This window comes from Streptomyces sp. NRRL S-1022, from assembly GCF_000720135.1.
In the GTDB taxonomy this organism is placed as follows: Bacteria; Actinomycetota; Actinomycetes; order Streptomycetales; family Streptomycetaceae; genus Streptomyces.
Genome location: NZ_JOIU01000001.1, coordinates 354,932 through 377,390, shown reverse-complemented (window position 1 = coordinate 377,390; position 22,459 = coordinate 354,932). Strand labels below are relative to the sequence as shown.

The 22,459-nt window shown below is 67.9% G+C and carries 17 protein-coding genes and 3 pseudogenes; 6 read left to right on the top strand and 14 right to left on the bottom strand.

Features of this window, described 5'->3' with window-relative positions:
• Positions 1–280: 280 nt before the first annotated feature.
• Positions 281–883 carry a DinB family protein gene (locus tag IG05_RS0101865; RefSeq protein WP_030338541.1) on the top strand — a complete coding sequence of 201 codons (603 nt, stop codon included), beginning with the start codon at positions 281–283 and terminating at the stop codon, positions 881–883.
• A 111-nt stretch (positions 884–994) separates the two neighbouring features.
• On the opposite strand, the gene IG05_RS47630 is transcribed toward IG05_RS0101865, so the two are convergent.
• Positions 995–1,285, bottom strand: a complete 291-nt coding sequence (locus IG05_RS47630; RefSeq protein WP_158838752.1) for a hypothetical protein — start codon at positions 1,283–1,285, stop codon at positions 995–997.
• A 499-nt stretch (positions 1,286–1,784) separates the two neighbouring features.
• Here IG05_RS47630 and IG05_RS47625 point away from each other — a divergent pair, with 499 nt between their 5' ends.
• Positions 1,785–1,931: a hypothetical protein gene (locus IG05_RS47625; protein ID WP_158838750.1), complete on the top strand. Its 147-nt coding sequence runs from the start codon at positions 1,785–1,787 to the stop codon at positions 1,929–1,931.
• Positions 1,932–3,593: 1,662 nt separating this feature from the next.
• Complete coding sequence (locus IG05_RS0101855; RefSeq protein WP_234335731.1) at positions 3,594–4,295, top strand: ScbR family autoregulator-binding transcription factor; 702 nt, start codon at positions 3,594–3,596, stop codon at positions 4,293–4,295.
• A gap of 119 nt (positions 4,296–4,414) precedes the next feature.
• Here IG05_RS0101855 and IG05_RS47620 read toward each other — a convergent pair whose 3' ends face one another.
• Positions 4,415–4,591 carry a hypothetical protein gene (locus IG05_RS47620; protein WP_158838748.1) on the bottom strand — a complete coding sequence of 59 codons (177 nt, stop codon included), beginning with the start codon at positions 4,589–4,591 and terminating at the stop codon, positions 4,415–4,417.
• 440 nt (positions 4,592–5,031) lie between these two features.
• Between IG05_RS47620 and IG05_RS50465 the strand changes: the two are divergent.
• From IG05_RS50465 to IG05_RS0101840, 3 genes and pseudogenes are all read left to right on the top strand, one after another.
• Positions 5,032–5,274 (top strand): annotated as a pseudogene (locus IG05_RS50465) (helix-turn-helix domain-containing protein); the annotation flags it as partial.
• 12 nt (positions 5,275–5,286) lie between these two features.
• Positions 5,287–5,784 (top strand): hypothetical protein, encoded by a 498-nt coding sequence (locus IG05_RS0101845; protein ID WP_234335730.1) that lies wholly within the window; start codon positions 5,287–5,289, stop codon positions 5,782–5,784.
• 171 nt (positions 5,785–5,955) lie between these two features.
• Positions 5,956–6,453 (top strand): hypothetical protein, encoded by a 498-nt coding sequence (locus IG05_RS0101840; protein WP_158838744.1) that lies wholly within the window; start codon positions 5,956–5,958, stop codon positions 6,451–6,453.
• A gap of 59 nt (positions 6,454–6,512) precedes the next feature.
• Here the strand turns inward: IG05_RS0101840 and IG05_RS0101835 are convergent, their stop codons facing one another.
• The 12 genes and pseudogenes from IG05_RS0101835 to IG05_RS43565 all read right to left on the bottom strand — a co-directional run bounded on the left by IG05_RS0101835 (position 6,513) and on the right by IG05_RS43565 (position 22,322).
• Complete coding sequence (locus IG05_RS0101835; protein ID WP_420707552.1) at positions 6,513–8,324, bottom strand: acyl-CoA dehydrogenase; 1,812 nt, start codon at positions 8,322–8,324, stop codon at positions 6,513–6,515.
• Positions 8,325–8,446: 122 nt separating this feature from the next.
• Positions 8,447–8,647 (bottom strand): annotated as a pseudogene (locus IG05_RS50460) (IS5/IS1182 family transposase); the annotation flags it as partial.
• Between the two features lie 38 nt (positions 8,648–8,685).
• Positions 8,686–9,240 (bottom strand): annotated as a pseudogene (locus IG05_RS48970) (thioesterase II family protein).
• 62 nt (positions 9,241–9,302) lie between these two features.
• Positions 9,303–10,094: a phosphopantetheine-binding protein gene (locus tag IG05_RS0101825; RefSeq protein ID WP_030338536.1), complete on the bottom strand. Its 792-nt coding sequence runs from the start codon at positions 10,092–10,094 to the stop codon at positions 9,303–9,305.
• Between the two features lie 68 nt (positions 10,095–10,162).
• Positions 10,163–10,408 carry a DUF2283 domain-containing protein gene (locus IG05_RS0101820; RefSeq protein WP_030338535.1) on the bottom strand — a complete coding sequence of 82 codons (246 nt, stop codon included), beginning with the start codon at positions 10,406–10,408 and terminating at the stop codon, positions 10,163–10,165.
• 69 nt (positions 10,409–10,477) lie between these two features.
• The gene (locus tag IG05_RS0101815; protein ID WP_030338534.1) at positions 10,478–11,242 is read right to left on the bottom strand and encodes an IS5/IS1182 family transposase; all 765 of its coding nucleotides are present in this window, start codon (positions 11,240–11,242) and stop codon (positions 10,478–10,480) included.
• Between the two features lie 792 nt (positions 11,243–12,034).
• Positions 12,035–12,208, bottom strand: a complete 174-nt coding sequence (locus tag IG05_RS47615) for a hypothetical protein (protein WP_158838742.1) — start codon at positions 12,206–12,208, stop codon at positions 12,035–12,037.
• Positions 12,209–12,377: 169 nt separating this feature from the next.
• Complete coding sequence (locus tag IG05_RS47610) at positions 12,378–12,851, bottom strand: hypothetical protein (protein ID WP_158838740.1); 474 nt, start codon at positions 12,849–12,851, stop codon at positions 12,378–12,380.
• 354 nt (positions 12,852–13,205) lie between these two features.
• Positions 13,206–14,471: a DUF2399 domain-containing protein gene (locus IG05_RS0101800; protein WP_051789401.1), complete on the bottom strand. Its 1,266-nt coding sequence runs from the start codon at positions 14,469–14,471 to the stop codon at positions 13,206–13,208.
• Entirely contained in the window at positions 14,468–19,465 is a 4,998-nt protein-coding gene (locus tag IG05_RS0101795; RefSeq protein WP_051789400.1) for an SbcC/MukB-like Walker B domain-containing protein, read from the bottom strand. Before IG05_RS0101795 ends, IG05_RS0101800 begins: the two co-directional genes overlap by 4 nt.
• Complete coding sequence (locus IG05_RS0101790) at positions 19,462–20,814, bottom strand: DUF2398 family protein (RefSeq protein ID WP_063760059.1); 1,353 nt, start codon at positions 20,812–20,814, stop codon at positions 19,462–19,464. Before IG05_RS0101790 ends, IG05_RS0101795 begins: the two co-directional genes overlap by 4 nt.
• Positions 20,811–22,322 carry a DUF2397 family protein gene (locus IG05_RS43565; RefSeq protein ID WP_199808224.1) on the bottom strand — a complete coding sequence of 504 codons (1,512 nt, stop codon included), beginning with the start codon at positions 22,320–22,322 and terminating at the stop codon, positions 20,811–20,813. Before IG05_RS43565 ends, IG05_RS0101790 begins: the two co-directional genes overlap by 4 nt.
• Positions 22,323–22,459: the final 137 nt, after the last annotated feature.

The following is a 22,459-nucleotide window of genomic DNA, read 5'->3' as shown; positions in this document are numbered from 1 at the left end:
CCGTGCAAGCCGTCGCCGCCCTGCTGTCCCACCAGCAGACCGCCGACCTGGCCCCGGCACGAACAATGTGAAACGCCAGGTCCCACCGAGGCACACGACACCTCACCGCCTACCGTGCACGAGCTCGTTAATTGCGCACCATCCCACAGAACACCTCTCCCCTGCTGGCCGGGCCGAGTCCCTGTAAACGACCGACGCCGGGTGTTCCGCTCCCATACGCCCCAGCCAGTGCCTGAGCACCACTTGAGCGCATTACCCGCGCGTGACAGGGTCGTGCTCCATGATCGATGAGTTCGCGAAGAAGTATCTGCACAACGATCTGCGAGAGATCCGCAAGGCGATGCTCTGGAAGCTCGACGGGCTGAGCGAGTACGACGTCCGCCGCCCCCTGACGTCGACGGGTACCAACCTTCTTGGCTTGATCAAGCACCTGTCGCTCTGGGAGTCCAGGTACTTCGGCGAGGTCTTCGACCGGCCGTTCCCCGAACCCCTGCCCCGGTGGGACGACGCTGAGGAGCGTGGCGCCGACATGTGGGCGACCCAGCACGAGACACGCGAGCAGATCACCGACCGCTATCGCCGCGTATGGGAGCACTCAGACGCGACGATCAACGCCCTCGCCATCGACTCCCCCGGCTACGTGCCCTGGTGGCCACGCCCCAACGTGATGCTGTTCAACATCCTGGTCCACACGCTCACCGAGACCAGCCGGCACGCCGGACACGCCGACATCCTGCGCGAACATCTCGACGGCTCGACAGGGACAGCGGCCGAGTACGCGATCCCGAAGCGCGACGCAGCCTTCTGGGCAGCCCAGCACGCGATGATCGAGCGAGCCGCCAAAGCAGCAGCCGACGCCAAACCTGATCACATTGGTGGTTGACGATCCTCTGCCCCTCAGCCCGGACAGCACCGAAGCGTCCCGACAGCCCGCTGACTGACCGCACCGGGCCAGTGCACGGTTCCTGACCCGACCGGACTCGGTCCGCGCGCGTTACGGCTGGGTGCCCACCAGGCCGTTGCGCTTGTCGTCTTCGTACGCCTCTTTCGCGACTTCGTTGTCTAGCTTCAGCAGTATCTCGTCGTTCAGACCCTTGCAGGCGTTGTCCTCTTTGACCCGGGTGGCATGGTCGAGCCGATAACGCATGGCGTCGTCGAGTGACTTCCTCTTGGCGACCTTGCAGGCTGCCTCTTTGGCCTTGGTATCGCCGTCGCTGCTGCCGCAGGCCGTAAGAGCAGCAGTGAGAGCAAGCAGGCCGGCGCAGGCGGCAGCGCGAGTCTTCATGTCCCCCCATGGGTTGCTGAAGCCAGATGGACATCATGCGGCCGGCCGCGGCTGAGAGCGGTGTCTGTGGCCGTCTCGTGATCCGGGAGTTGCAGAGCTCGGTGATGCCCACGAGCAGCCGCCGGGGCGGGCCCCGGGCGTCGGGCCCGCCACACTGCCCCGTGTCCGCATCGGTCAGCGCGTGCGTCAGCCCCAGCTGCCACTCGGCCAGCATCCGCAGCCCCGAGCAGCGTGCCGGCTCACATACGCCCCTGGGCCGTCCCTGCTGGCGAATCCTGGGGCACCAGCTGCGCGCCTGAGTCGTCGCCCGGCAAGCCATGATTCCACTCGAATACGGCACCCTGAGGGCGGCGGCGGACACGACGGGTGATGGTGCGACTTCCACGTGGATATACCGAGCAGTCTGGTCGAGTGTGCTGCGACAGCTTGACGCGTCGGGACCCAGGACAACGAAGTGGCCGATCCGGTCGCTTACCGTCGCGTAGGGACCGGAGGTGACGTGATTGCCGAGTTCTTGGGTGATGACGATCCGGTCGAGAAGCGGTTGACGATCTGCGTGGCGATGTACGGCCAGACGGCGCACGCGGCCGGTCATCGTCGCGTAGAAAAACTGCACTGCCGCCGCTCGCTGACGGGTCGCGATTAGGTTCGCGGCTCGGCCTGAGGCCAGGTCGGCCGCGATGCGCGGCAGGTCAATTCCGGTGGCGTGCTTCACGACTAGCGGTATCAGGTCACCTGCAAGGTGCGGACTGACATCGATGATGCGGGGGCCCTTGCGGGTGAGCCTCATGTGTACGCTGATTACACCAACCTTGATGCCGAGAGCCTGTACAGCGCGTGCGACGACCCGCCGCAGTATGGGGTTCTGCAGTAGGGCATCATGCGCAAATACGCAGTGCCGTACAGTCTGGCGGGCCGGTGGCGGGCCCAAAACCGTCCGTGTGATGGAGACGATTCGTATGTCTTCTTCATCGAGAACGACCGTTTCCGCGGATACTTGCTCGCCGCCCAAGTCTTCCTCAACCAGGATAGCGCCCTGCCAATCGATCGGAGCTTTTACCTTCGGCCGATCAACCAGCTCATACGCGGCGCTGACTTCACTGCGGTCGCGTGCCTGTGCTGCAGTTGTGCGCGCCCTACCGGACTGTCTAATCAGGACGGGATACCCTAACGAATCCGCGCGGGCAGCTACTGATTCAGCATCGGGGACTTCAGCCCAGCGCGGCTGGGGGACACTGTGCTGTGCGAGCACTGCTCTGAGTTGAGCGAGGTCACCGAAACGAGCCAATACTTTGGCCGGCGTGGTTGGCGTTCTCAGTAGTTCGGCGACCCGGGCCGTTGTCTCAACGTGTTCCGGCATGTAGGTAAGTGCACCGCGCAGTTCATGGCGCGCCTGGTAGGTTCCCGCTGCGGCGACGGTAGCAGCAGGGTCTGCAGGGTCCACGGCGATATGACGGACCAGGTACGGACGCGCCCACGCCGGCGCGGTGGTGTCGAGGAGCACCACCGGGTGTGAAGCGGCAATCTGTGCGAGCTGGAACTCATTCTCGGCGGCGTGAGAGATACCGGCCCCGAGTAGGCATATGGCTTCTAACATGTCATCCTCAGATAAGAGAGTCAGCGCAAGCCGACCCGTGTCTCCTCTGCTATGCATTGCACCTACCGGGGGCGACGCACGCTTTTCCCTCACGAAGTCGCCGTCAACGGCGATCGAGTGCCAAGCGATGCTCTTCGTAAACACAACTCCCCAACATGCCCATACGCGGCCAGCGCACGAAATTACACGACGGACGGCATGTGCTGTCCCGGGGCATAGACGGAGTGGGTGTCGGCCCCGACTCCTGTTCACGCAAGCCCGTGGCCGCACTGCCGGGCGACTCGGCACCTTAAGTCTGGTGGCCCGGACCCATGTATGCACACCCGACTTCGATCAGCACGTGCGCGCCCCGGTCCGATGCCATGCCACGGTCGAGCGTGGCGGCGCCAACGATCGGTCCTCACAGATATGCCACCTCGGAGTGCTGTAGACGTGACTCCTAGACCAGGGCAGCAACCGACCGTTAGCGAGGTGAGTGACCATCGACTCTCTCCACGATCCAATGAAACCGACCGGTAGCCTGGTTAAGGTGATCAGACTCTTCCACGCAAGGTGGACGAAATCAACGGCCACGTTGGTGCGCGCAGTGATTGTGCGGCTACAGTCGCTGCGCTCGTGACTATCCGGCGTACTGCACTGGCGTTCTACGTACAGGCCGGCGGTGACTCGCAACTCCGGTGACAGAGCACCGGCTCAGGATGAAGGACGGACGTGACAGTGCGGCAACCTGCCCAAGCCCGCGGCATAGCCACGCGTGCGGAGATCCTCGATGTGGCTGCGATCCTGTTCGCGGAGAAGGGCTACTCGCAGACGTCGCTGCAGGACATCTTGGATCAAACCGGCCTGACGAAGGGCGGACTCTACTACCACTTCCGAACCAAGCAGGAGATTGCCGTCGCGGTCGTCACCGAGGGTTTCGCCATGGATGACACACCGCCACAGGCAGGTCCCTTGCAGGCTGTTGTCGACGCGTCGATCGTCCTGGCGTGGCTCACCCCCCAGGTGCCTGTGGTGCAGGCAGCAGCACGGCTTGCCACCGACCAGGACCACAAAGACACGTTCGGCTACCTCTGGTCCCAGTACATCCCCCGTGTCACCCAGTTGCTGGAGGAGGCCAAGCGACGCGAGGAGCTCAAGCCAGGCGTGAAGCCCGACGAGACATCCTGGGTGTGGGTGGCCGCCTACACCGGTGTCGATCTGATGTGCCGGCTGGACTACGCGGCTCTGCCGCGGAAAGTCGCCGAAATGAACCTGCACTTCGTCGCGGGCATCGCCACAGAGAGAACACTGGCTGAGCTGGACATGACCGTGGAACGGGGCCGAGAGTTGCTGCGGCGTTCACCGTGGGCAGCCGAGTATCTCGACAAGGTGGCCCCCCGCACCTCTGCGCCTTTCGACTGGCACAAGACGTGACCGTCGGACGGTGCGTTTGCGTGCGCTGACAGCACCACCGCGGAGGACGATTCCGCTTGGCATCACGCCGGTTCGGTCACGGCATGGGCTTTCACGCAACCGCGCCGTCCGCAACACGATCAAGAACAGGTCTTCTTGAGGTGCAGCCAGTAGACGAGGTTGCGCGCGGGTGCCCCAAGGGCGTGGTGCAGGGCGAGGCGTCGTTGCCAGTGGGGACCACGGGCGAGACGCCGTCGACCCAGGGCGAGGGCTTGGGTGACATCGTTGACCGGCGGCAGCTGCGGTGACGAGTTCAACCGGGGTACCCGCCCCGTAACAGATCAGGCGGGACTCTCGGCCCAGCTTCCGCAATGAGGGCGGTGCACGGCAAAGCGACGGGCACGTAGCTGGCTCTGAGCCATGACTGGGCGTCCCTCACCGCTGCCCCCTCCGGGATGGCTGAGCCTCCTCGACCACCGGACACCGTCGCCAAGGCCAACGTGCAGCAAACCGGCTGGCTCCCCGTTTTCACAAAGCTAACCTGGCACTTCGATACGATCCGTTACCATTGACCCCCCAAGAGCTACACTGCGTTAGTTTCACTTTCATCCACTCTCTACGGGGTACGTCGATTCGAGCCATTGGTGATGGGTGGGGGACGCCAGAACTGTCAAAACCGACCGGACGCATGGTTGGATAGCGATCGTTGTTCGAGACCTGCGGTTGTCACACAACTCATGAATGAGAAGGGGGTGCTATGGGGCGTGAGACATCCCACGAATACCAGCGGTTGATGAGGTGCTACCGCGAGAGGCTGACTCGGCCAGACGTGGGACTGGAGCCCCGCCCTGACGGGGGCCGGCAGACGAAGTTGCGACAACCGGACGTCGACGAGGCCCTGAGGTGCGGTGCCGGCGTCTACCAGAAGGTGGAGAGCGGTCGGCTGCGTCCGTCCCCCGAGTTCTTCTTGCGGATCGCGCAAACACTGGGCTTCAGCTCGCATGACAGGCGCGTGGCCCACCTCGAGCTGTTCGGCTCGGAGCCACCACCATCGATCGGAACGCCCTCACCGCACTGGCAGCGCGCAGTCGACGGCCAGCGGGAGATGATGTGCGTCCTGGCTCCGGATGGACAACTCACAGCTCACAACACGGCCTTCGCCGCGATATTCGGCGACGACGACGTCCCTTCGAACCTCTGGCGCTGGTCTCTGATGTCCGACCGCGCACGTGACACCGTCCTCTGCGACTGGGAGCAGAGCTGGGCCCCCTATCTGTTGGAAGAGTGCCGCCTGCTGTCACTCCGTTATCGCGACCACGAGGCCATCCGCCACCTGCATGCGGACTTGGCGGAGGATCCCCGACTGCGCCGGCTGCCCAGGGCCGACGCCGGCTTGAACGGCCGTACCGCCTCACTGCGACATCCGGAGCGGGGCACGAAGCGTGTGCGGATCCTGGTGGCGGAATCAGAAGGATTCCGCCTGTTGACTTTTCTTGTAGAACCGTCGTGACACACTGGCCATCATTTCCCAACTGTTAACACTGGAGGCTTCATGCACGTCCTTGTACCCGACGACCCGGTCCTCGCTGCGAGCTTTCTCGTTCTTGAGCAGCCTCTTTTATTCTCCCTTCACTACCTGTACAGGACAGAGTTAACGGCTTCTCAGGCGGACACTATAGGAGTGGCTTATGAGAGCTGGGGACAGTTGCAGCAGATGCTGCCCTCACGATTCCACGCGCAGTCCCCGGACGCTGAGGCCAGTGAGGAAGACGGGTATGTACTCGAAGGCTTAGCAGGGCAACGGTTGACGAGACTGTATCCCGTAGACGCCGGGCTACGGATCAGCAACCTCGAAATCTGTTACATGATGCTGCGCCAGGCACAGCTCGACAGCTGGCGCGGCCCGCTGGACCCGCTGGCCGATGTGCTACGTGAGATCGATGACGGCATCGACTTGATCGGCCATTTTCGTCGAGTCCTGCAAGTCCTCCGTCTGCCATCGCCCCCACAACTGCTGGCTGCCTTTGGCCGTGGAGCGCCGCGAGGGCCGGTGACCGTCGTCAGCCTCGACGCTGAACAAGAGCGAGAGTACCGCGATCACTGTGAGACGGTTGTCGGGATTCTCAGCGGTGATGACACTTTCGCCTATGCCACGCATCGGGCCCTCTACCCCACGTGAAGGCGCGGAGTGTCGAGGACGAGAAGCAGCGCCAGCCATGATCCGTCTCAGCCGTACAGCTACACGGGCACCATCTCGGCGGCGGTCTCCGCGGTGTGCAGCATCGGATGCTCAGCCATCACGCCCTCCAGTACCGCGAAACCCTCCGTCAGCTGCAGCGCATACGGCACAAGCGCCTCGATCAGTTCCTCCTCCGCGTGGAACAGTTGGTGAATATGGTCGGAGGTGATGTGACCGCCAGCCAGCAAATCCCCGCTGTGAGCCTTCACTTGGCCCAAGGCGAACAGGCGGTGCAGTTGCTCGAGGATTGCCCGGACATGGGAGTCGGGCTCCTTGTCGGCGGCGCCCAGCAGCGCCTCCGCCGCCAGGCGGTGCACGTGAGCTTCGACAAGCTGCAAGGCTGGCGTCACGGTTCCGTTCCATCGGGCGAGTGGGTCGCCGCGGCGGCCGTTCCGCAATCGACTGCGGGCCCTGCTGTGCCATATGCGCTCGATGTCCGCGAGGAGTTCCTGCAGATGATCAGAGTTCTCCAGCGAGCGGCTGCCAGCGGATACTTCAGAAGGGGGCGTTGGGGTGAAACCGCCCGTGAGCATCTCGCCGGCGGCCTTCACCCAGATCACGCGGTTGTCGCCCTCTGCGGTGACAGTTCCTTCATTCGCCGCCAGCTGGTAGGCGATGCCATTCGACAGCAGTAGGCCTTGTGCTCCGCAGCGCTCACGGCATTCGGTCATGACCGTCCTCGCTTGCCAGGTGATCCAGGCTTTGGTCACAGCTGCAAGACGCTCGGTCTCTTCACGTTCCGCCTCGCCGCTGCTCGTCCATCGCTGTACCACCTCGCGGTGCAGCAGGGTCGCGGCGTAGGTGGTGGCGACTGCGGCGAGGAGCGGGGCATGGTGGCTGCGGTGCTCGATGAGGGAGACCTTGCGACCGGTCGTCATTCCGGAGGTGAGCCGCCGGTGAGAGTGCCTCATGGCGACGGCCAGGGCGTGCCGCGTCACGCCGAGGCTGTAGGCGCTCATGCACAATTTGCCAGCGTGAACCCGCTTGATGGACTTGAGGAATCGTTTGCGCGGATTGCCCAGCGCACTGACGAACGTGCCGTCGCGTGACAGGCGACCCTGTTCCCCCTGCAGCATGGCTTCGAAGGGAAGTCGCACGCCGTGGAAGGACGTGGCGCAGTGGTCGACAGGCGCGCTGGCAGTCTGCGGCAGAGGCCGTACCTCCACGCCTGGGTAATGCCGGCCCGCCCTGTCAGTGAGCGGGGTGAGGAAGAGGAAAACGCCGTGGTCGACATTGTCCACCACCAGACGGGCCGCCACGACAGCGTTCTTAGCGCCACCCGCGCCGGAGGTGTTGGGCATCCACTTGCACGCGCCAGGGCTTGGTGTCTCGAGGATGAAACCGCTCGTCTCGGGTTCGAACCTTGCTGTTGTCTCCAGCGACGCAGCGTCGTTCCCATGGTCCAACTCGGTGCACAAAAACGTCCCAACGCTCTCTATGCGGGCATACGGAGACAGGTCCCGCCCACCAGGGTCGTGATCGACCAGACTGCCGATGTGCAGGTTCCAGTGGATACTTGCGATTGTGGCCATACCTGCGTCCACCACACCGGCCCACTCGTGCATCGCCGTGAGCGACTCGATGTCCGAGGACAAACCCACCGGATCCGCCATCGCTTCGCTGACGAAGCGGAGTCGCTCATACGAAAGTGCTATGCGCTCCTGCGGGCTCAGGCCCTCCTGAAAGGCGAACCGGGGGCCATCGAACAGGCGCCTCCAAGGCTCGTGGATCTGTTTTGCGCGAGGCCCGAAGAGGATGCGCTTGAAGCATCCAGTCATTTCTTCTAATGAGTCAAGGTGAGTGTCGGTCACGACCTGAAAGATAGTGGAATCGATCACTCCTACATAGCGTGATGATCAACACGATTGACTGCTGGCGAAGTGTGGAAGCGACCTCGAAGTGAACAAGCTTCTACCTACACTGCGGCCTGATGGCAGACAGAGGCAGGTGAGCAGCCGAGGTAGTAAACAGCCAACAGCAGCACAGCCTCGGCCAGCAGAAGACGCCACGGCCAGCCACCACCGGGGCCGTTGCCGCCTCGCTCCCGCACTAGCCGAAGCAGCTTCTCTGACCCATCCGCAATCCGGTGAACGTTTCCACCCACACCCGCGTGGGCCCGCAGCGCTCCATCCATACAGGCAAGAATGAGGCTCCGATTGCTCAGCCCCGACTCTACCGAGGCCCGAGGGGCCAGCTCCTGGGCGTTGCGTCTGGCCCGGATGAGCCACACGAGGACCCGCAGCTGGGTACCACCCGGACGCGGAGCAACCATGCACTCCATCGCGGGAATGCGGGTTTTGTGCAGCACGCACCTGTAGCACGGCGATCCGCTCCCGCTGGAACCCGATCAACGACAGCGGCTGGCGCCGCGCCCCGGCCTCCAGCTCGGCCACTGGTCTGCTGCTCTGCAGATCGGGAACGCTGGCCGGAGACAATCATCTGGTCCGGTCCCGGCGGGGCGGTCGCCTCCAGTACTCGCGCCAGTTCGTAGCCGACCGTGGCTCCCATGCTGTGGCCGAAGACCGTCAGCGGGCGGTCGGCTCATACGGACAGCTCTTCGGCGATCCGCTTCGCCATGGCCCGGATGCCCCGCCCCGTAGGTGCCACGCGCAGGTCCTTGCGGCCGGGGTACTGGACGGCGACCACCTCCACTCGTGCCCGGCCGGCCAGTTCTCTGGAGAGCCGGAAGAATGTGCTCGCGGAACCGCCCGCGTGAGGGCAGCACACCAGGCGTGCCACCGGGTCCGGCACGGTGTGGAAGCACCGCAGCCAGCTGTCGTTCGGCAAGTTCACCGGTTCAGCTCCTCGTCCAGAAATCGCGCCGTGTCCTCGATGCGCAGGTGGTCGTAGGCCAGCGTGGGGGGCAGGTCCAGCGCCAGGGTCTCTGCCAGGCGCGTGCGCAGCTCCACGGCCATGAGCGAGGTGATGCCCAGGTCGAGGGGTTCGGCGTCGCGGTCAAGCGGTTCGGGGCCCTCGTGGCCGAGGACATTCGCGGCCGTCTCCGCGACGATCCGCACGAGTGCGGCGAGGAGTTCGGAGCCGGACAGAGCGGCGACCTCTTGGCCCGGCGCCTCCTGCGGGGCGTGCTCCTCGGCTTCCACCACGGTGACCGCCGCCGCAGCCGCCGTCACCCCCGTCCTTGCCGCCGGTTGGTCGGTCTCCAGCCAGTGCCGGCGCCGCTGGAAGGCGTACGTCGGCAGTGTCGTGAGGAACCTCGGCCGCCGTTCGTCGTAGAGCGGGCTCCAGTCGAGAGTCCTGCCCTGGGCGTGAAGGTCGCCCAGGGCGCTGAGGAAGGAGACCGGTTCGGGCCGGTCGCCGCGCGCCACGGGGACGGCCCGGGCGGCATCGTGGCCAGCCGGGCACTCGGGCACTATCGAGGACAGCACGGCGTCCGGGCCAAGTTCGAGGAAACCACGCACGCCGCCCGCCAGTTCGCGCACGCCGTCGGCGAAGCGCACCGGCTCCTGCGCATGGCGCACCCAGTAGGCGGGGTTCATGAGGTCTGTCTCGACGGCGATCCGGCCGGTCAGGTTGGAAACCACCGGCACCGTGGGACGGTGGTAGTCGAGCTGCTCAGCCACCTTCAGTGAGCCTTTTCCAACCTGCCGCAAAGCGCACTGCGGTCGCCGAGAGCATGGTGCTCGCCTGTTCATGCGCCTCCGCTGTCCAGCCGCTCCGCGGACTGGAGCAGGTACTCGGGCAGTTTTGAACTGGCGGCCAGCACTTCGATCCCGATGAGGCGGCCTTGCTCGTCGAAGTCGAGGTTGATCATGGCGTCAACGTCCACCGGATCGCAGGGATACATGCGCGCGGACTTCACGCGGGCCTGCGGTTCGGTGAGGTACACGTACGCTGCGTCCACGGTCTTGTCGTAGGTGACTCTGAAGTCTGCCACGGTGGGCGGGCTCCCTTGCTGTCGTTGATGGCGGCGCTGTCCTTGTCCATGCCACAGGCCGCACCGGCCTCAGGCTGGCGTGGCGAGGTGCAAGGCCAGGACGGCCTTGACGATGTCGGTGATGCGGACAGTGCTGCAACGGAGTTTGCGCAGGAGCCGCCAACTCTTCAGGGTGGCGTTGGCCTGCTCGCCGACTGCTCGGATCCTGGCGTGGGAGGAGTTCGCCGCCCGCTTCCCGGCTGGGAGCGCGCTCCAGCGGCCCCGGTAAGGCACCCGGATCGTCCCCCCGGCTCCCTGATATCCCTTGTCTGCCCACGTCCGGATGCCGGCATGGGTGAGTGCTTCGATGATGCCGTGGGTGCGTGCGGCCTTGATGTCGTGGACGGCACCCGGCAGGGCAGGTGAGGCCCAGAGCAGGCGTCCGAACGCATCGGCGATGACCTGGACGTTCATGCCGTGGCGCTTGTGCTTGCCAGAGTAGAAGGGGCGGTCAGCGGCGATGCGGTCGATGGACAGCAGGGTGCCGTCCAAGATCACGAACGCCTTGTTGGCGGCGACGGTCATGGCCTGCTGAAGGGTGGGGGCGAGGGCGGCCAGGACCTCAACCGCCTCGGCGATGTACTGGTAGACGGTGGCCAGCCCGATCCCGAAGCCGAACGCGAGTTGGGCGTACGTGTGCCCGCAGCGCAGGTGGGCTAGGACGAGTAGGGCCTGTCGGTGTGCGGTCAGGCGGCGCCAGCGCGTGCCGCGCTCCCGGCGCCGGGCTGTCAGCAGGTTGGACAGGTAGCACAGGGTCGAGGTGGACAGATCGATCCCCGATGGGTAGACAAGCACGCGCGAGTGCCTGTACTCGCCCCCCGTCATCGACCGGGCGCCTGTGGGGCCGGGCTCAGCGGGCCGGTGTGACGGTTACGGGAGCGTTCGGACAGTTGCCGACCTCGGTGAGTGCGACCTGCTCGTCGGTGCGGAGACCTGGGTGAGGATGCGGTACCGCCGGAGCAGCGGGACGACGACCATCTGGGCGAACAGACCTTGCGGGCGGCCTGCAGTCGAGCACCGCGTGGACGGCTACGCACTGGGCGACACGTACCAACTGCTGTCCAACGAAGCTCGCCAGGGGGGCGCGCCTTGTGTGCCAGACCCCGGCCTGGGTCGCCCGCCTCCTGATGCGCCAACCAGCTCACCGTCACCGCCGTCGGCGGCATCCAGTAGGCGGCCGGGATCCGACGCGCCGGCATGCTGCCGAAGAGGCCGTCGATGATGCCGCCGGTGCCGAGGATGCCGTCGGCGATGGGAGCTGGTCGGCCATCCGTGAAACGACGCCGGCCTCGGGGGCGGCGCGCGCGCAGCTTGGGCCACGGCAGATGATCCTCGCCCTCGTGGTGTTCCCCCAGAGCGCCGAGGACCAGGTCGAGGTGGTCGGTGAGTTCGGTGGTACGCCGTCGGTCGCCGGGGGCGGCGGTTTCGACCAGGTCGACCAGGAGCGGATCTCACGGCGGAAGACGCGGTGCAGGACGTCACGGCCGCTCGTCATGACCGACCTGACCCATATCGCGCTCGCCGTCCAGCGCGGGCCGGCGGCCACGCCGGACACACGGCGGGCCCCCGGCCTGACGCCATTGGACGTCAGGGGAGCACGAGCACCGCGGCGATGGCGGCGCGTAGCTCCTGATCGTCGGGGATGGCCCGGCGGTGGCCGGGCGCGAACCGGGTCAGCGCCCTGCGCGCGGCCGCCAGACCCCTTACGTCCTTCTGCGCGATGTCCCCGTCCTCGCGGCGCCGCTGACCGACCTGCTCCACCACGACCCCTCAGCACCGTGGGGGCGCCCGGTCCACGATCCCGGTCAACGCGTGCGTGCCAGCAGGCGCAACGCAGCTGACCAGCTGCGGCTGGGAATGAGCGCGGCACCGCCCGATCCATGGTCGGGGCGTGGTCGCCCCGTGACGGTTCGGGACGTTTTCGAGAGGCTCATCGTGTGGCGGTCTCCCCCATCTGCTCGGGAATCCGCGGCATGGTGCGAGCGGTACCGCGTCGTTTGCGCAGGCGCGTCTCAAGACGGGTGGATGGCTCGCCGGAGTCGTTCGGTCGGCCAGCGGCGGTTGTCAGCAGTGTGCGGATCTTCTGGGCGAAGTCGGGGCCGGGCAGGGGCATCTCCATGTCGGGTTCGCGGAGGTATCCGACGGCGACGGCGGTGGGCAGGAACTTCATGAGTGCGATGACTGCGGCGGAGCGTGGCCGGCGGGAGGTCTGCGCGGCCAGATGTCGCAGGATACGCAGAAGTGTGCTGGTGGGGGCTTCGTCGAAGCGGCCCTGGCGAGAGGGTTTCGGTGGGGGGCGGGGGTTGGACGTCATCGGTCTGGCGATGCCACCACTGAGCTGTGTCGTCCTCGCCCAGTGAAAGATGGCCTCGTCAACGACGAGTTGAGCGAATTCGCCCGACATGACCCACCCCGTGAATCTCTTGCGCAGAGGCCCAGTGACTGGGCATCAACCGCATGTCCGCGCCGCGTCCGAGCCGACGGGCTGTGTGTTGTTCCTCGCGGCGTGAACGCCTGCCCTGAGAGGGGTCGCTGACGCTGTGTCAGGACATTGATGCGGTCATCGTAACGGTCTGTGCACAGCGGGGAGGGTGTTTGCCAGGGAGATATGCGGCTAGTCATCAGATTGACCGAAAATAGGTGAACCGTACGTCAAATATACGCGTCCGCGGGCTGTTGCGGACAGGTCGCGTGCTCCTCGGCAACGCTGCGTGGCACGTGGGCCAGCACTCTATCTGCGTCATCCGCGTTCCGGGGCTCACTCCCCCGCCTGGCGAGGAGCGGGGTGCAAGGTTTCCCCTCGTGAGGACTGCGAGTCAAGGAGGCGCATGAGTACGGCGTCGTGTTCCTGGTAGAGGACGCGTCCTGTTTCCTGCAGTTGGGCGGCCAGCTCGGGATCACAACTGCTCGGGAGAGGGCCGAGCGGGATGACAGACGGCCGGTCGCCTGCTGCACGCACGAGTGCGGTGTCCATGGCGACAAGCACGGCTCCGTAGGTCTGCTGCACGGTGGCGGCGATGTGCAGGCCTGCGGCATCCAGGTCTCCTGCGTAACGCAGGGGTACGCCCTGGTCGAATGCCAGTTGGAGCAGGGCGTGGTCGACGGCCCGGAGCTGGCCGCTGGTGCAGGCCATGGGCTGGGGGCTGGCGCACTCCATCGCGGCCTCGAGGACGGAGGGGTTCTCGACGACGGTCAACGGATGCGGAGCCAGCCGGGGCGGAGTGCGAGTGAGATCCAGGAGGTTGAGGGCGACGGGGGTGGTGGCCTCGTTGAGGCGGCGGTCGATGGGGCCGTCGCCGAGAGCTCTGACCTGGTGGAGCAGGACGGTGGCGGAGAGGCGGTCGGCGATGATGCCGTGGCTGGCCAGCAGGGCGCGTATGTGGTCGGGGCGGGTGGGTTCCGGGCGGTCTGCGAGCTCGGCGAGAGCGGTAATGAGGCGCTGTCCGGGCCCGGTTACGGGATCGAAGTAGTGCGGGTCGCCTGCGTGGTCGTGGGCAAGTTTGGCCAGGGCACGGGGCGGCGTGTGGGGAAGGCGGCGGGTGAGGGAGGCGAGGGCGTCGATGAGACGGCGCATCTCGGGAACGGTTTCTTCAGCGGCTCCTGAGGTGAGCCGGGCCCGTAGCCGGGGCAGGTGCGGCAGTTGCTCCTGGGCATAGCGGACCAGTTCTTGGCGCAGTTCGACGGTGGCGAGGCGGCCGTGCCTGCGGTTGACGACTGCGCGGCCCACGGCGGCCTCGACCAAGGACTGCAGGGTGCCCGGGGTGAGGCCGAGCGCGTCCAGGAGCGGGGGCAGCGGCACTTTGACGCCGCGGTCGGTGTGAGGGACACGCGTGCGGCCTCGTCGGCGCTGGGCGGATGTGTCGAGCCATGCTTTCAGGGCGGCCACCGCGCCTGGCGTCAGGCCGGGCACGGTGACGGTGGCGATGTCGTCCGGGGTGCTGCCGGCGCTGAGGCGGTCGTGGATGGCCTGCCACAGCGGGGCGAGTTCCGGGTCGTCGGCGAGGAGGGCGTGGTCGGCGGTCATGGAGTGTCCTGGGGCTGCGCAGCCGTCATGTCGAGAGTGAGGGGCTGGGGCTCGCCATGGCCGTGCCATAGCCAGGGGACGGTGATGCGGCGCCGGCCGGCGGTGACGACCTCGTGGACCATGGCGCGCCGGGTCTCCCGTTTGATCATGGGTGTCATGAACGGGGCGGTGGCCAGGACGTCGAAGTCCCAGGAGCGCAGCAGGGCCAGGACCTGGCGCAGGTTGCGTTCGTCGAAGGCTGCGTCGATCTCGTCGATGGACAGCAGGCGGGGGCCCGCGTAGCCCGGGGCGGAGTACATCGACCAGGCGGCCGCGAGCAGGGGCAGCATGGTGGCCAGGCGCCTCTCACCAGTAGAGAGGGCTTCCAGCGGGTTGGAGCGGGCGGTGATTTCGCGGAACTTCTCCTTGCCGGCGGCCTCGAAGGAGGCGTGGGTGACGGAGATGGTCCAGTCGTACCAGCTGCGGTAGTCGAAGGTGTGGGCGACGCGTTCGGCCCAGGGCTCGCCGGCCTTTTCGTTCATGCGCTGGCGCAGCGCGTCGTACATCTGCTCGAAGGTGTCGTCGGAGGGCGGCATGCCGATGAGGTCCACCATGCGCTGGGCCTCAGGGGTGTCGCGGACGTCCCATTCGACCTGGACGCCGACGTGGGCCACGCCCGTGCGGACGTCTTTGAGGGTGTCGTGGATTTGGGCGACCAGTTCGGCGGCTGCTTGCCGGCGCAGCTGGATGTCGCGCTGCAGGCGGGTGAACAGGCTTGTCTTGAGGACCTGCTTGATGTCGGCGCGCAGGTCGTCCTCGAGTTGGGCGGCGGTGGCTTTGAGGTCTTGGACAGTGGTGGGGACGTCTTGGCCTCGCACCGCGGCGGGGTCGGCGACGACGGCACGCCGCCAGGGGGTGTCTTCGATGCCCACCAGTGTCACCTGCCGGTCGAAGCCGGCCAGGTCGGCGCTGGCCTTGCGGGCGGCGGTTTCCAGCAGGGCCAGGTCGCGGTCGCGCTGCCGTTCCAGGACGGCGCGGCGGTCGGTGCCGCCGGGAGCGTCGGCCAGCAGGCGCCTGGCCCAGGCCAGGCCCGCGGTGAGGTTGGCGGGGAGGCCGGGGCCGGTGGTGGGCAGGTCGTCGGGGACGACGGCGAGACGCTCCTCGGCCAGGCGTGCGAGGCGGGCCGTGCAGGCGTCGCGGTTCTTCTCGGCGGCTTCCCGCTGCGGGGCGACCATCGTCAGTGTGGCCTCGGCGGCGATGGCTTGCCCGTCGGCTTCATGCTGCCGGGTGCGGCATTGCTCGGCACGCTCTTCGGCCTGCCGTAGCCTCTCGGCGGTGGCTTCCCGGTGGGCCAGGAGCTCTTGGTACTGGGCGCCGTGCAGAGCACGCATTTCGGCAACCGTTGAGGCTTCCTCCTCGGCGCGTCTCTGGGACTGGGCGGCTTCCTGTTCGGCCTGGGCGTGGCGTGTGCGGCGCTCGGCGGCTTCCTGGTGGTCGTCGTCGGCCCGTGCGAGCAGTTCGGCGACCCGCTGGGCGGCTGGAGCCCAGGCATGGATATGGCCCACGAATTGAGCGACCGTTTCCCGTCGGGCGTCGAGATGGTCTGCTTCGGTGCGCAGCATGTCGCCTGCGGGAAGGGCTGCTGCGCGGTTGAGTACGCGCAGGGCCTCGCTGACGGCCTTGGAGGCGTCCGCGTGGCGGGCTGCGGCCTTGACGGCTTCGGCGCGTGCTCGGTTCAAGTCCTGCTCGGCTGCGTTCTCCGCCGTGTGCGCTGCCTCGACGGCTTCGATCGCCTGGTGCGGGAAGTTGTCGTGTTCGGTGTCGGCGGCCTGCTGGTCTGCTGCGGCTCGGGCCCGTGCGTCTGCGCTGGCCTGGGCGGTGGCCGCCTGGTCGGCCGCTGCATCTGCGGCGGCTTGGGCGGCTTCGGCGGCGCGGTCCTCACTGTGCCGGGCGTGTTCGTGGGTGAGGGCAGCGGTGGCGACGGCGGCGGTGCGGGCGGCCTGGGCTGCCTCGAGTTCGGCCAGGATGCGTTCCAGAGCCCGGTCGGCTTCGGTCAGCGCCGCGGCGGTGCTGTGTTTGGCGGCTTCGGCGGCCGCGCGCCGGTCGGCGGCCTGGCCGCGGGCGACGTTGACACGGTCGGCAGGCGGGAGGCTGTCGCGTTCCGCGGCGGCTTCGGCGATGTCCTGGTGGCGGCGCGCCAGGTGTTCTTCGGCTTCTTGGAGGGTGCGGTGGGCGGCGGCCAGGTCGGCTTCGAGGCGCCTGACACGCTGTTGGCGTGTCCTCTCCCGGGTGGTGCGGCCGATGAAGGCGGCCCGGTATCCGGCTGGAGCGGTGGCGGTGAGGACGCCGTTGGCCAGCCGGCCGATTGCCGGGTCACTGCCGGGGGCGTCCAGCGGGATGGCGGCAAGGGTCTGGCGTACTCGGGTGGTGTCGATGGCTGGGGTGTCCTCGACGACCAACAAGTTGGCCAGGGTGTGTCCCTGGGCTGGGGTGGTGGGGGTGAAGGTGAGATCGCCGTCGCACACCCGGCCGTCCGGGGTGACCAGGGCGTCCAGGAGGCCTGAAACGAGGAGGGCGCCTTCGATGCGGTCGGCGTCGGCGGCGCTCAGGCCGGGGGCGAAGTCGACGAGTGCCCACAGCGGGACGCCGTCCCCCTCGGTGCGGGTGCGCCAGGCCGGAGGCGCCGGGATGGGTGCGGCCTGCTGCGCCTCGTGCAGGTCTTCGGTGAGGGCGGTGACGGTTTCGGTCGCGGCCTGGACCTGCCGGGCCGCTTGCTCGGCCTGGCGTTGGAGGCGCGGTGTGGCCTGGGCGTGTGCACGCACCGCCGCCAGGGTGAGGTCGGCGGCCCGCAGCAGGTTCAGGTCGGCTGCCGGTGCGGTCACCTGGGGCAGGGGAAGGTCGCTGGCGGACAGATAGGTGAGGTCGTCTCGCCATCCGCGCACCCGGCCCAGCCAGTCGCGAACCGCCTGAAGGGCTGCCGCATCGGCCTCGGTGTGGGCCTGTTCGGCGGCGTCAAGCGCTGCCTGGGCGTCGCTGCGGGTCTGCTGGTGGGCTCGGCGGGCCTGGGTACGGCGGGCCTCGTCGGCTTCCGCCTCGGCGCGTGCCTGCTGCACGGCGGCTTCGTGCGCGGCGCCGGCCTCGTCTGCGGTCTCTTTGGCTGCGGCGTGGTCGGTGCGGGCCTGGCCTGCGGTGCGGGCTGCGGCGTGGGCGAGAGCGGCGTCGGCGGCCGCTTGCTGCTGGTGCCCGGACAGGTCGATGCGGGTGCGGGCCGCAGCAGAGGCGGACGCAAGCCAGGCGGTGAGCCGGCGAGTATCGGTGCGTTCCTCGGCCTCCGCCGGTTCGGTCAGGTACGACGGCAGCGGTCCGAGCAGCGGCGCCGCCTCCTGCCAGGCGTCGAGGCGGACGGAGAGCTCCTCCTCCGCGTGCCGGCGGTCGCTGGTGGCCTGGCCGGCCGCCTCACGGTGTGCGTGTTCTGCATCTTCAGCGGCACGCTGTTCGTCTGTGGCGGTGCGCTGGTTGTCCTGCATGTGCTGGTAGGTGCGCAGGGCCCGGTCGACGGCCTGGATCTGGCGCTGGTGGTCTTCCGCCCAGGCCAGCGGGTGGCTGCACAACCACGCTGCGTCGAGCGCGGTGTCGGCAGCGCTGCGGGCTTGCGCGAGGGCTTCGGATGTCGCCATGAGCTGTTCGCAAGCGGCCTGCGCTCCCAGAGCGGTGGCAGTGGTACGCAGGTCCCCGGCGACCCGGGTGAGTTGGACTTGGGCGGCCCGGGCGTCGCTTCGGCTGTCGACGGCCTTGCGGTCGGCCTCGCCGGCGTCGGTGCCGGCCGTTTCCGCGCGTTTGGCGGCGGCTTGGGCCTGGGCGGCGAGGTCGCGGGCACGTTCCTCGTGGTGGGGCAGTTCGGCCCCGGCGTGTTCGCTCAGCAGTACATCGTCCGCGGACAGCTGCCCACGGGTGCGGGAGATGTCGCTCTGCGCGCGGGCATGCTCCTGAGCCGCGTCCTGGGATGCCTGCCGGGCAGTGGTCAGCTGGTCGGTGGCCTTCTTGAGGCTGCGGGCATGGTCGTCGAACTCGGTGTTGGCTGCGGTCAGGGCGGCGGCTTCCACCTGGGCCACGGTGCGCAGGTAGCGGCGGTAGCTGCGGTCGGTGCCGTCCAGGAGTTTGGCTTCCTGGCGGGTGCGCTCCAGTTTGTTTTCGAGTTCGGAGATGCGTTCCATCGCCTCGGCGACCTGGGTGAGGTTGTCGGTGTCGAGGGCGGGCAGGGCGTCGGTGAGGACCTGCCGCATCCGGGTGGGGGAAATGGCTTCGGCTGTGCGCACGCTGCGCAGGGAGCGCAGGACGGCGAGCAGTGCCTCGAACTGGACCTCGTTGAGCGAGGCGAACAGACGGGTGCGCACGGTGTGGCGGTAGGAGCGCTCGTCTTGAGGGCTGAGTTGTTTCAGAGAGCCGCGCAGGGCTTTGGAGTCGGTGAACATCTCGCCCTGGCAGGCGGCCAGCTGCCCGGCGAGCGCGTCCAGCGCGACGGGCTCGCGTTCCTGTTCCACGGTCAGGTCGCTGCCCACTCGGCCGGGAGAGAGGAAGAAGGCGCGGTGCAGGTGACCCGCGGTGGCCCGCAGCCACAGGCCAGTGGTCATGTACCGGGTGCTGCCGTCGGCCGGGTCGTGCAGCCCGTACTCGAGCCACCAGATGCCGGTGCGGTCTTCGCGGTCGTTGAAGTCGGTGTGGCGGCTGGTGAGGGTGCCTGCGGCTTTGCCGGACACCGACAGGGCGGTCTGGGAGGTGTCGGCGTCCAGCAGGACGGTGATCAGCATGGAGGCGGTCAGGGACTTTCCGGAGCCGTTGGGGCCGACCAGGGCGAGCCAGCCGCCGGAGAAGTACAGCTGCTCGCTGGCCCAGGCCCAGGAGTTGACGATGCCGGCGCGCGTGGGCTGCCAGCGGCCCTCGGCGGTGGGGGTGCCGACGGCCGGCTCGTCGGCTGTCAGGCTCAGGTGTGAGGTGGGGTGCTCGGTGGGTTTCATCCGTCGTCTCCTCGGCGAGCCTGGGGCGCGGCATCGGGGGTGGGGGCGGCCTGGGCCGTCTCGGGCGGCGGGAACAGGGGTAGCGCCGGGTCCAAGTCCGGGGTGGCGGCCGGTGAGGGTGGCGGGGCGGGCTGGCGGACGCGGATGCGCCACAGGTGGACGCCGGGTGTCGGCAGCCAGGTATCGGGGTGGGCGGGGTCGGGGACGAGCAGGCCGACGCTGGTCAGTTCGGCGGCCGCGGCGCGGGCCAGTGCGGGTATGCGGTCGTAGGTGGCCGCCCAGCGGGGCTGGTTGGCGCGTAGCTGGGTGAAGAGTTCCGCAATGTCGGTGAGGGTCAGCGGTGCGGTGGGGTCCTCGCGGCCGGGGAGGGTGGCCAACAGGGCGAGGGCTGCCTGGCGTTCGGTGCGGCGGCCGTTGGGAAAGTCGATGCTGCTGGACTGGCCGCTGGGGTCGGTGATCTGCCACCAGTCGCGGCGCACGGTTGCGGTGAGTCCGAGGGCGGCGACGGCGTTGAGGGCGCGTTCGCGTCCGGTCAGCGTGTGCAGGTAGGGGGTGGTGTCGGTGTCGTCGTCGAGAGGGTCGGTGGCGGGGTCGTCGACCAGGCGGCGGATGGCGTTCAGGCGCCGTTGCTCCAGTGTGGGGGCATCACCTGCAGTGTGGGCGGTGTGGTCCAGGAGGGATTCGGCGGACAGGGCAGCGGCGTGCTGGTCCGGCGGCACTACGTCGAGTTGCAGGAGGGTGGGTGACAGGGAGGAGAATTTGGTGGCGAGGCGGTCTCGGGAGGCCGTGACGATGAGGTCGCCGTCCTCGTCGGCCAGGGCGCGGTCGAGGTCGGCGTCGACGGTGATGGTGCCTTCCGCGACGAGGATCTTCAGAGCGTCGGCCAGGCTCTGGCGGTTGTGGCGCGCCTCTTTCTTGCTGACGTCCTCGGTGGTGACGACCGGGAATCGGGGCAGGCGCCCGCCGGTGGTGTCGGCCGCACAGACCTGGGCGATGGCCTGCATGAGTTCGCGCACGCTCATGCGCGGGCGGCGCCACAGCTGTTCGCAGGCCAGGCAGATGAGGATCATGACCAGGGCACCGGCCAGCGGCTGTTTCTCCCGCACCAGCCTCGGGCCCCGGTCGGCCGGCACATCGTGGCGGCGTTTGTGCAGGCGGATCAGACCGGCGACCTTGTGGACCTCCAGGGTCCAGTTCAGTTCGGTGCGGAAGAACTCCGCCAGGGCCGGGTGGCCCTGCAGGGCCACCCGGTAGTGCTCGGGATCGTCTTCGACGGTGAGGCGGCCGGTCGCACTGAGCAGGCGGGCGCTCGCGCGCAGGTCGGCATCCAGCAGCAGGGTGTCGTTCATGCCACGCTCCAGTTGGGCCCTGCCGCGTGCTCGGCTGGGCGGCGGGGAGAGGATGTGTTGTCCTGGGGGGTGACCGACAGCCGAAGGTCAGGCCCGGACAGGCGTCCTTCGGCCAGTTCGACGGTGACAGTGGTGTCGGGCCAGCCAGGCCTGACCGTGACGTCCAGGCCGGCCTCGTCGACGGTGGCCCGCCCCACTCCGTCCTGCGGGTGGTACTGGGTGAGCGCGACCTCGACGGCGTTGAGCAGAATCAGCGCCGCCTCAAACGGCAGTTGGCCAAGGTATTCGAGGCCGACCTCGCCGTCGGTGGCCAGCAGCGCGGCGAGACGGCGGCGACGCTGTGCGGCTGCCTGTGCCTGGGCGTGGGCCGCGGCCCGGTCGGCGGTGGTGTCGGGCACTTTGCGGGGGCGCCCCGTGGTGCGCCCGTGCCGCTCGTGTTCCCGCAAGGTCACCTCGACCTGGTGACGGCCGGCGCCGGACTGGGCGGGCGTGCCGTGGGCGACGTCCTCCTCGGCGGCGCCGATGACGGCGTGCCAGGCGGGCCAGTCCCCAAAGGCGGCCGCGTACACGCGGCGAGCCTCAGTGTCGTCCGGCTGGCGGTACAGGCTGTAGGCGAGGGCTCTGAAATCGACGCCCAGGTCGCTGCCACGCCGACGGGCCATGTAGCGGCGGTCGATGGCGACCAGCAGAGTGTGCACGGCGCCACTGGCCGAGTCGATCAGCCGGTGCACCGTGCCGTCCGGTTCGAACCAGGCCTCCAGATCGTTCAGGCGGCGGATGCGTTCGTCGACCCAGTGCTGCTGGTCCGCGGCGTCCAGGAGACCTGCGTGCTCGACAGCGGCTTCCACTGTGCGGGCCAACCCAGCCGTGCGTAGCTCGGCGAGGGCCCTCTCGACGCGTGGGAGGCCGCGTCCGTATTCACGGGGGAACTGGCGCAGGGCTTCGACGACGCGGTCGCGGTTCTCGCCGAACACGTCGTTGTCCGTGACGTCGGACTGCACCATCTTCGCCAGTGCCGCGTAGAAGTCGGCCGTCACCCGCTGCAGTTCGTCGATGCGGGTGCGAACGTTCTCCAGGTCACCCGGCAGCCGGCCGTGATCCTCCTTCAGGTGGTCGAGGATCTCGCGCAGCGTGTCCTGAACTCCGTCCAGAAGGCGGCTGGGCAGCTGAAGGGCGCGTACGACGTCGACGACCGCGGTACGCACGGCGGCCACCACCCCGCGTCCCCGTTGGGTCAGCGCCCACGCCTCCTCGCGCGCCGACAGGCCTTGCAGGCTGCGCAGCGGAGCCGCGTAGTCGTGAAACGGCTCGGCGAAATGCCAAGACAGCAACTGGTCCAGCAAAGAACGCAGTTCAGATTCCGGCAGCGGGTCGTGGTAGCCAACCGCCCTCAGTTGTGCGGAGATGTCCGACAGTGTCGCCATCGGCCCCCGCGTGGACAGCTCCTCCAAAGCGGCCAGCAGCGCAAGGTAGCGCTCCTTGACGAGGCCCTCGGGCGTCCCGAACACGTACCAGTCCTCCGGTACGACCTCCTGCCACCACCTACGCGAACGCAACACCATCTCCCCTGCACACGACGGCACCGTGACGCTCGGTGAAGGGGACCGGCAAAATGGTGCCGCTCTCTGCTTCCGAGCCCTTCATG

What these genes read in the sequence shown, in the direction of transcription:
- IG05_RS0101865 (WP_030338541.1), top strand. Translation starts at nt 281, where the DNA reads ATGATCGATGAGTTCGCGAAGAAGTATCTGCACAACGATCTGCGAGAG.
- IG05_RS47630 (WP_158838752.1), bottom strand. Translation starts at nt 1,285, where the DNA reads ATGAAGACTCGCGCTGCCGCCTGCGCCGGCCTGCTTGCTCTCACTGCT.
- IG05_RS0101800 (WP_051789401.1), bottom strand. Translation starts at nt 14,471, where the DNA reads ATGACCGCCGACCACGCCCTCCTCGCCGACGACCCGGAACTCGCCCCG.
- IG05_RS47610 (WP_158838740.1), bottom strand. Translation starts at nt 12,851, where the DNA reads ATGTCGGGCGAATTCGCTCAACTCGTCGTTGACGAGGCCATCTTTCAC.
- IG05_RS0101790 (WP_063760059.1), bottom strand. Translation starts at nt 20,814, where the DNA reads ATGAACGACACCCTGCTGCTGGATGCCGACCTGCGCGCGAGCGCCCGC.
- IG05_RS0101795 (WP_051789400.1), bottom strand. Translation starts at nt 19,465, where the DNA reads ATGAAACCCACCGAGCACCCCACCTCACACCTGAGCCTGACAGCCGAC.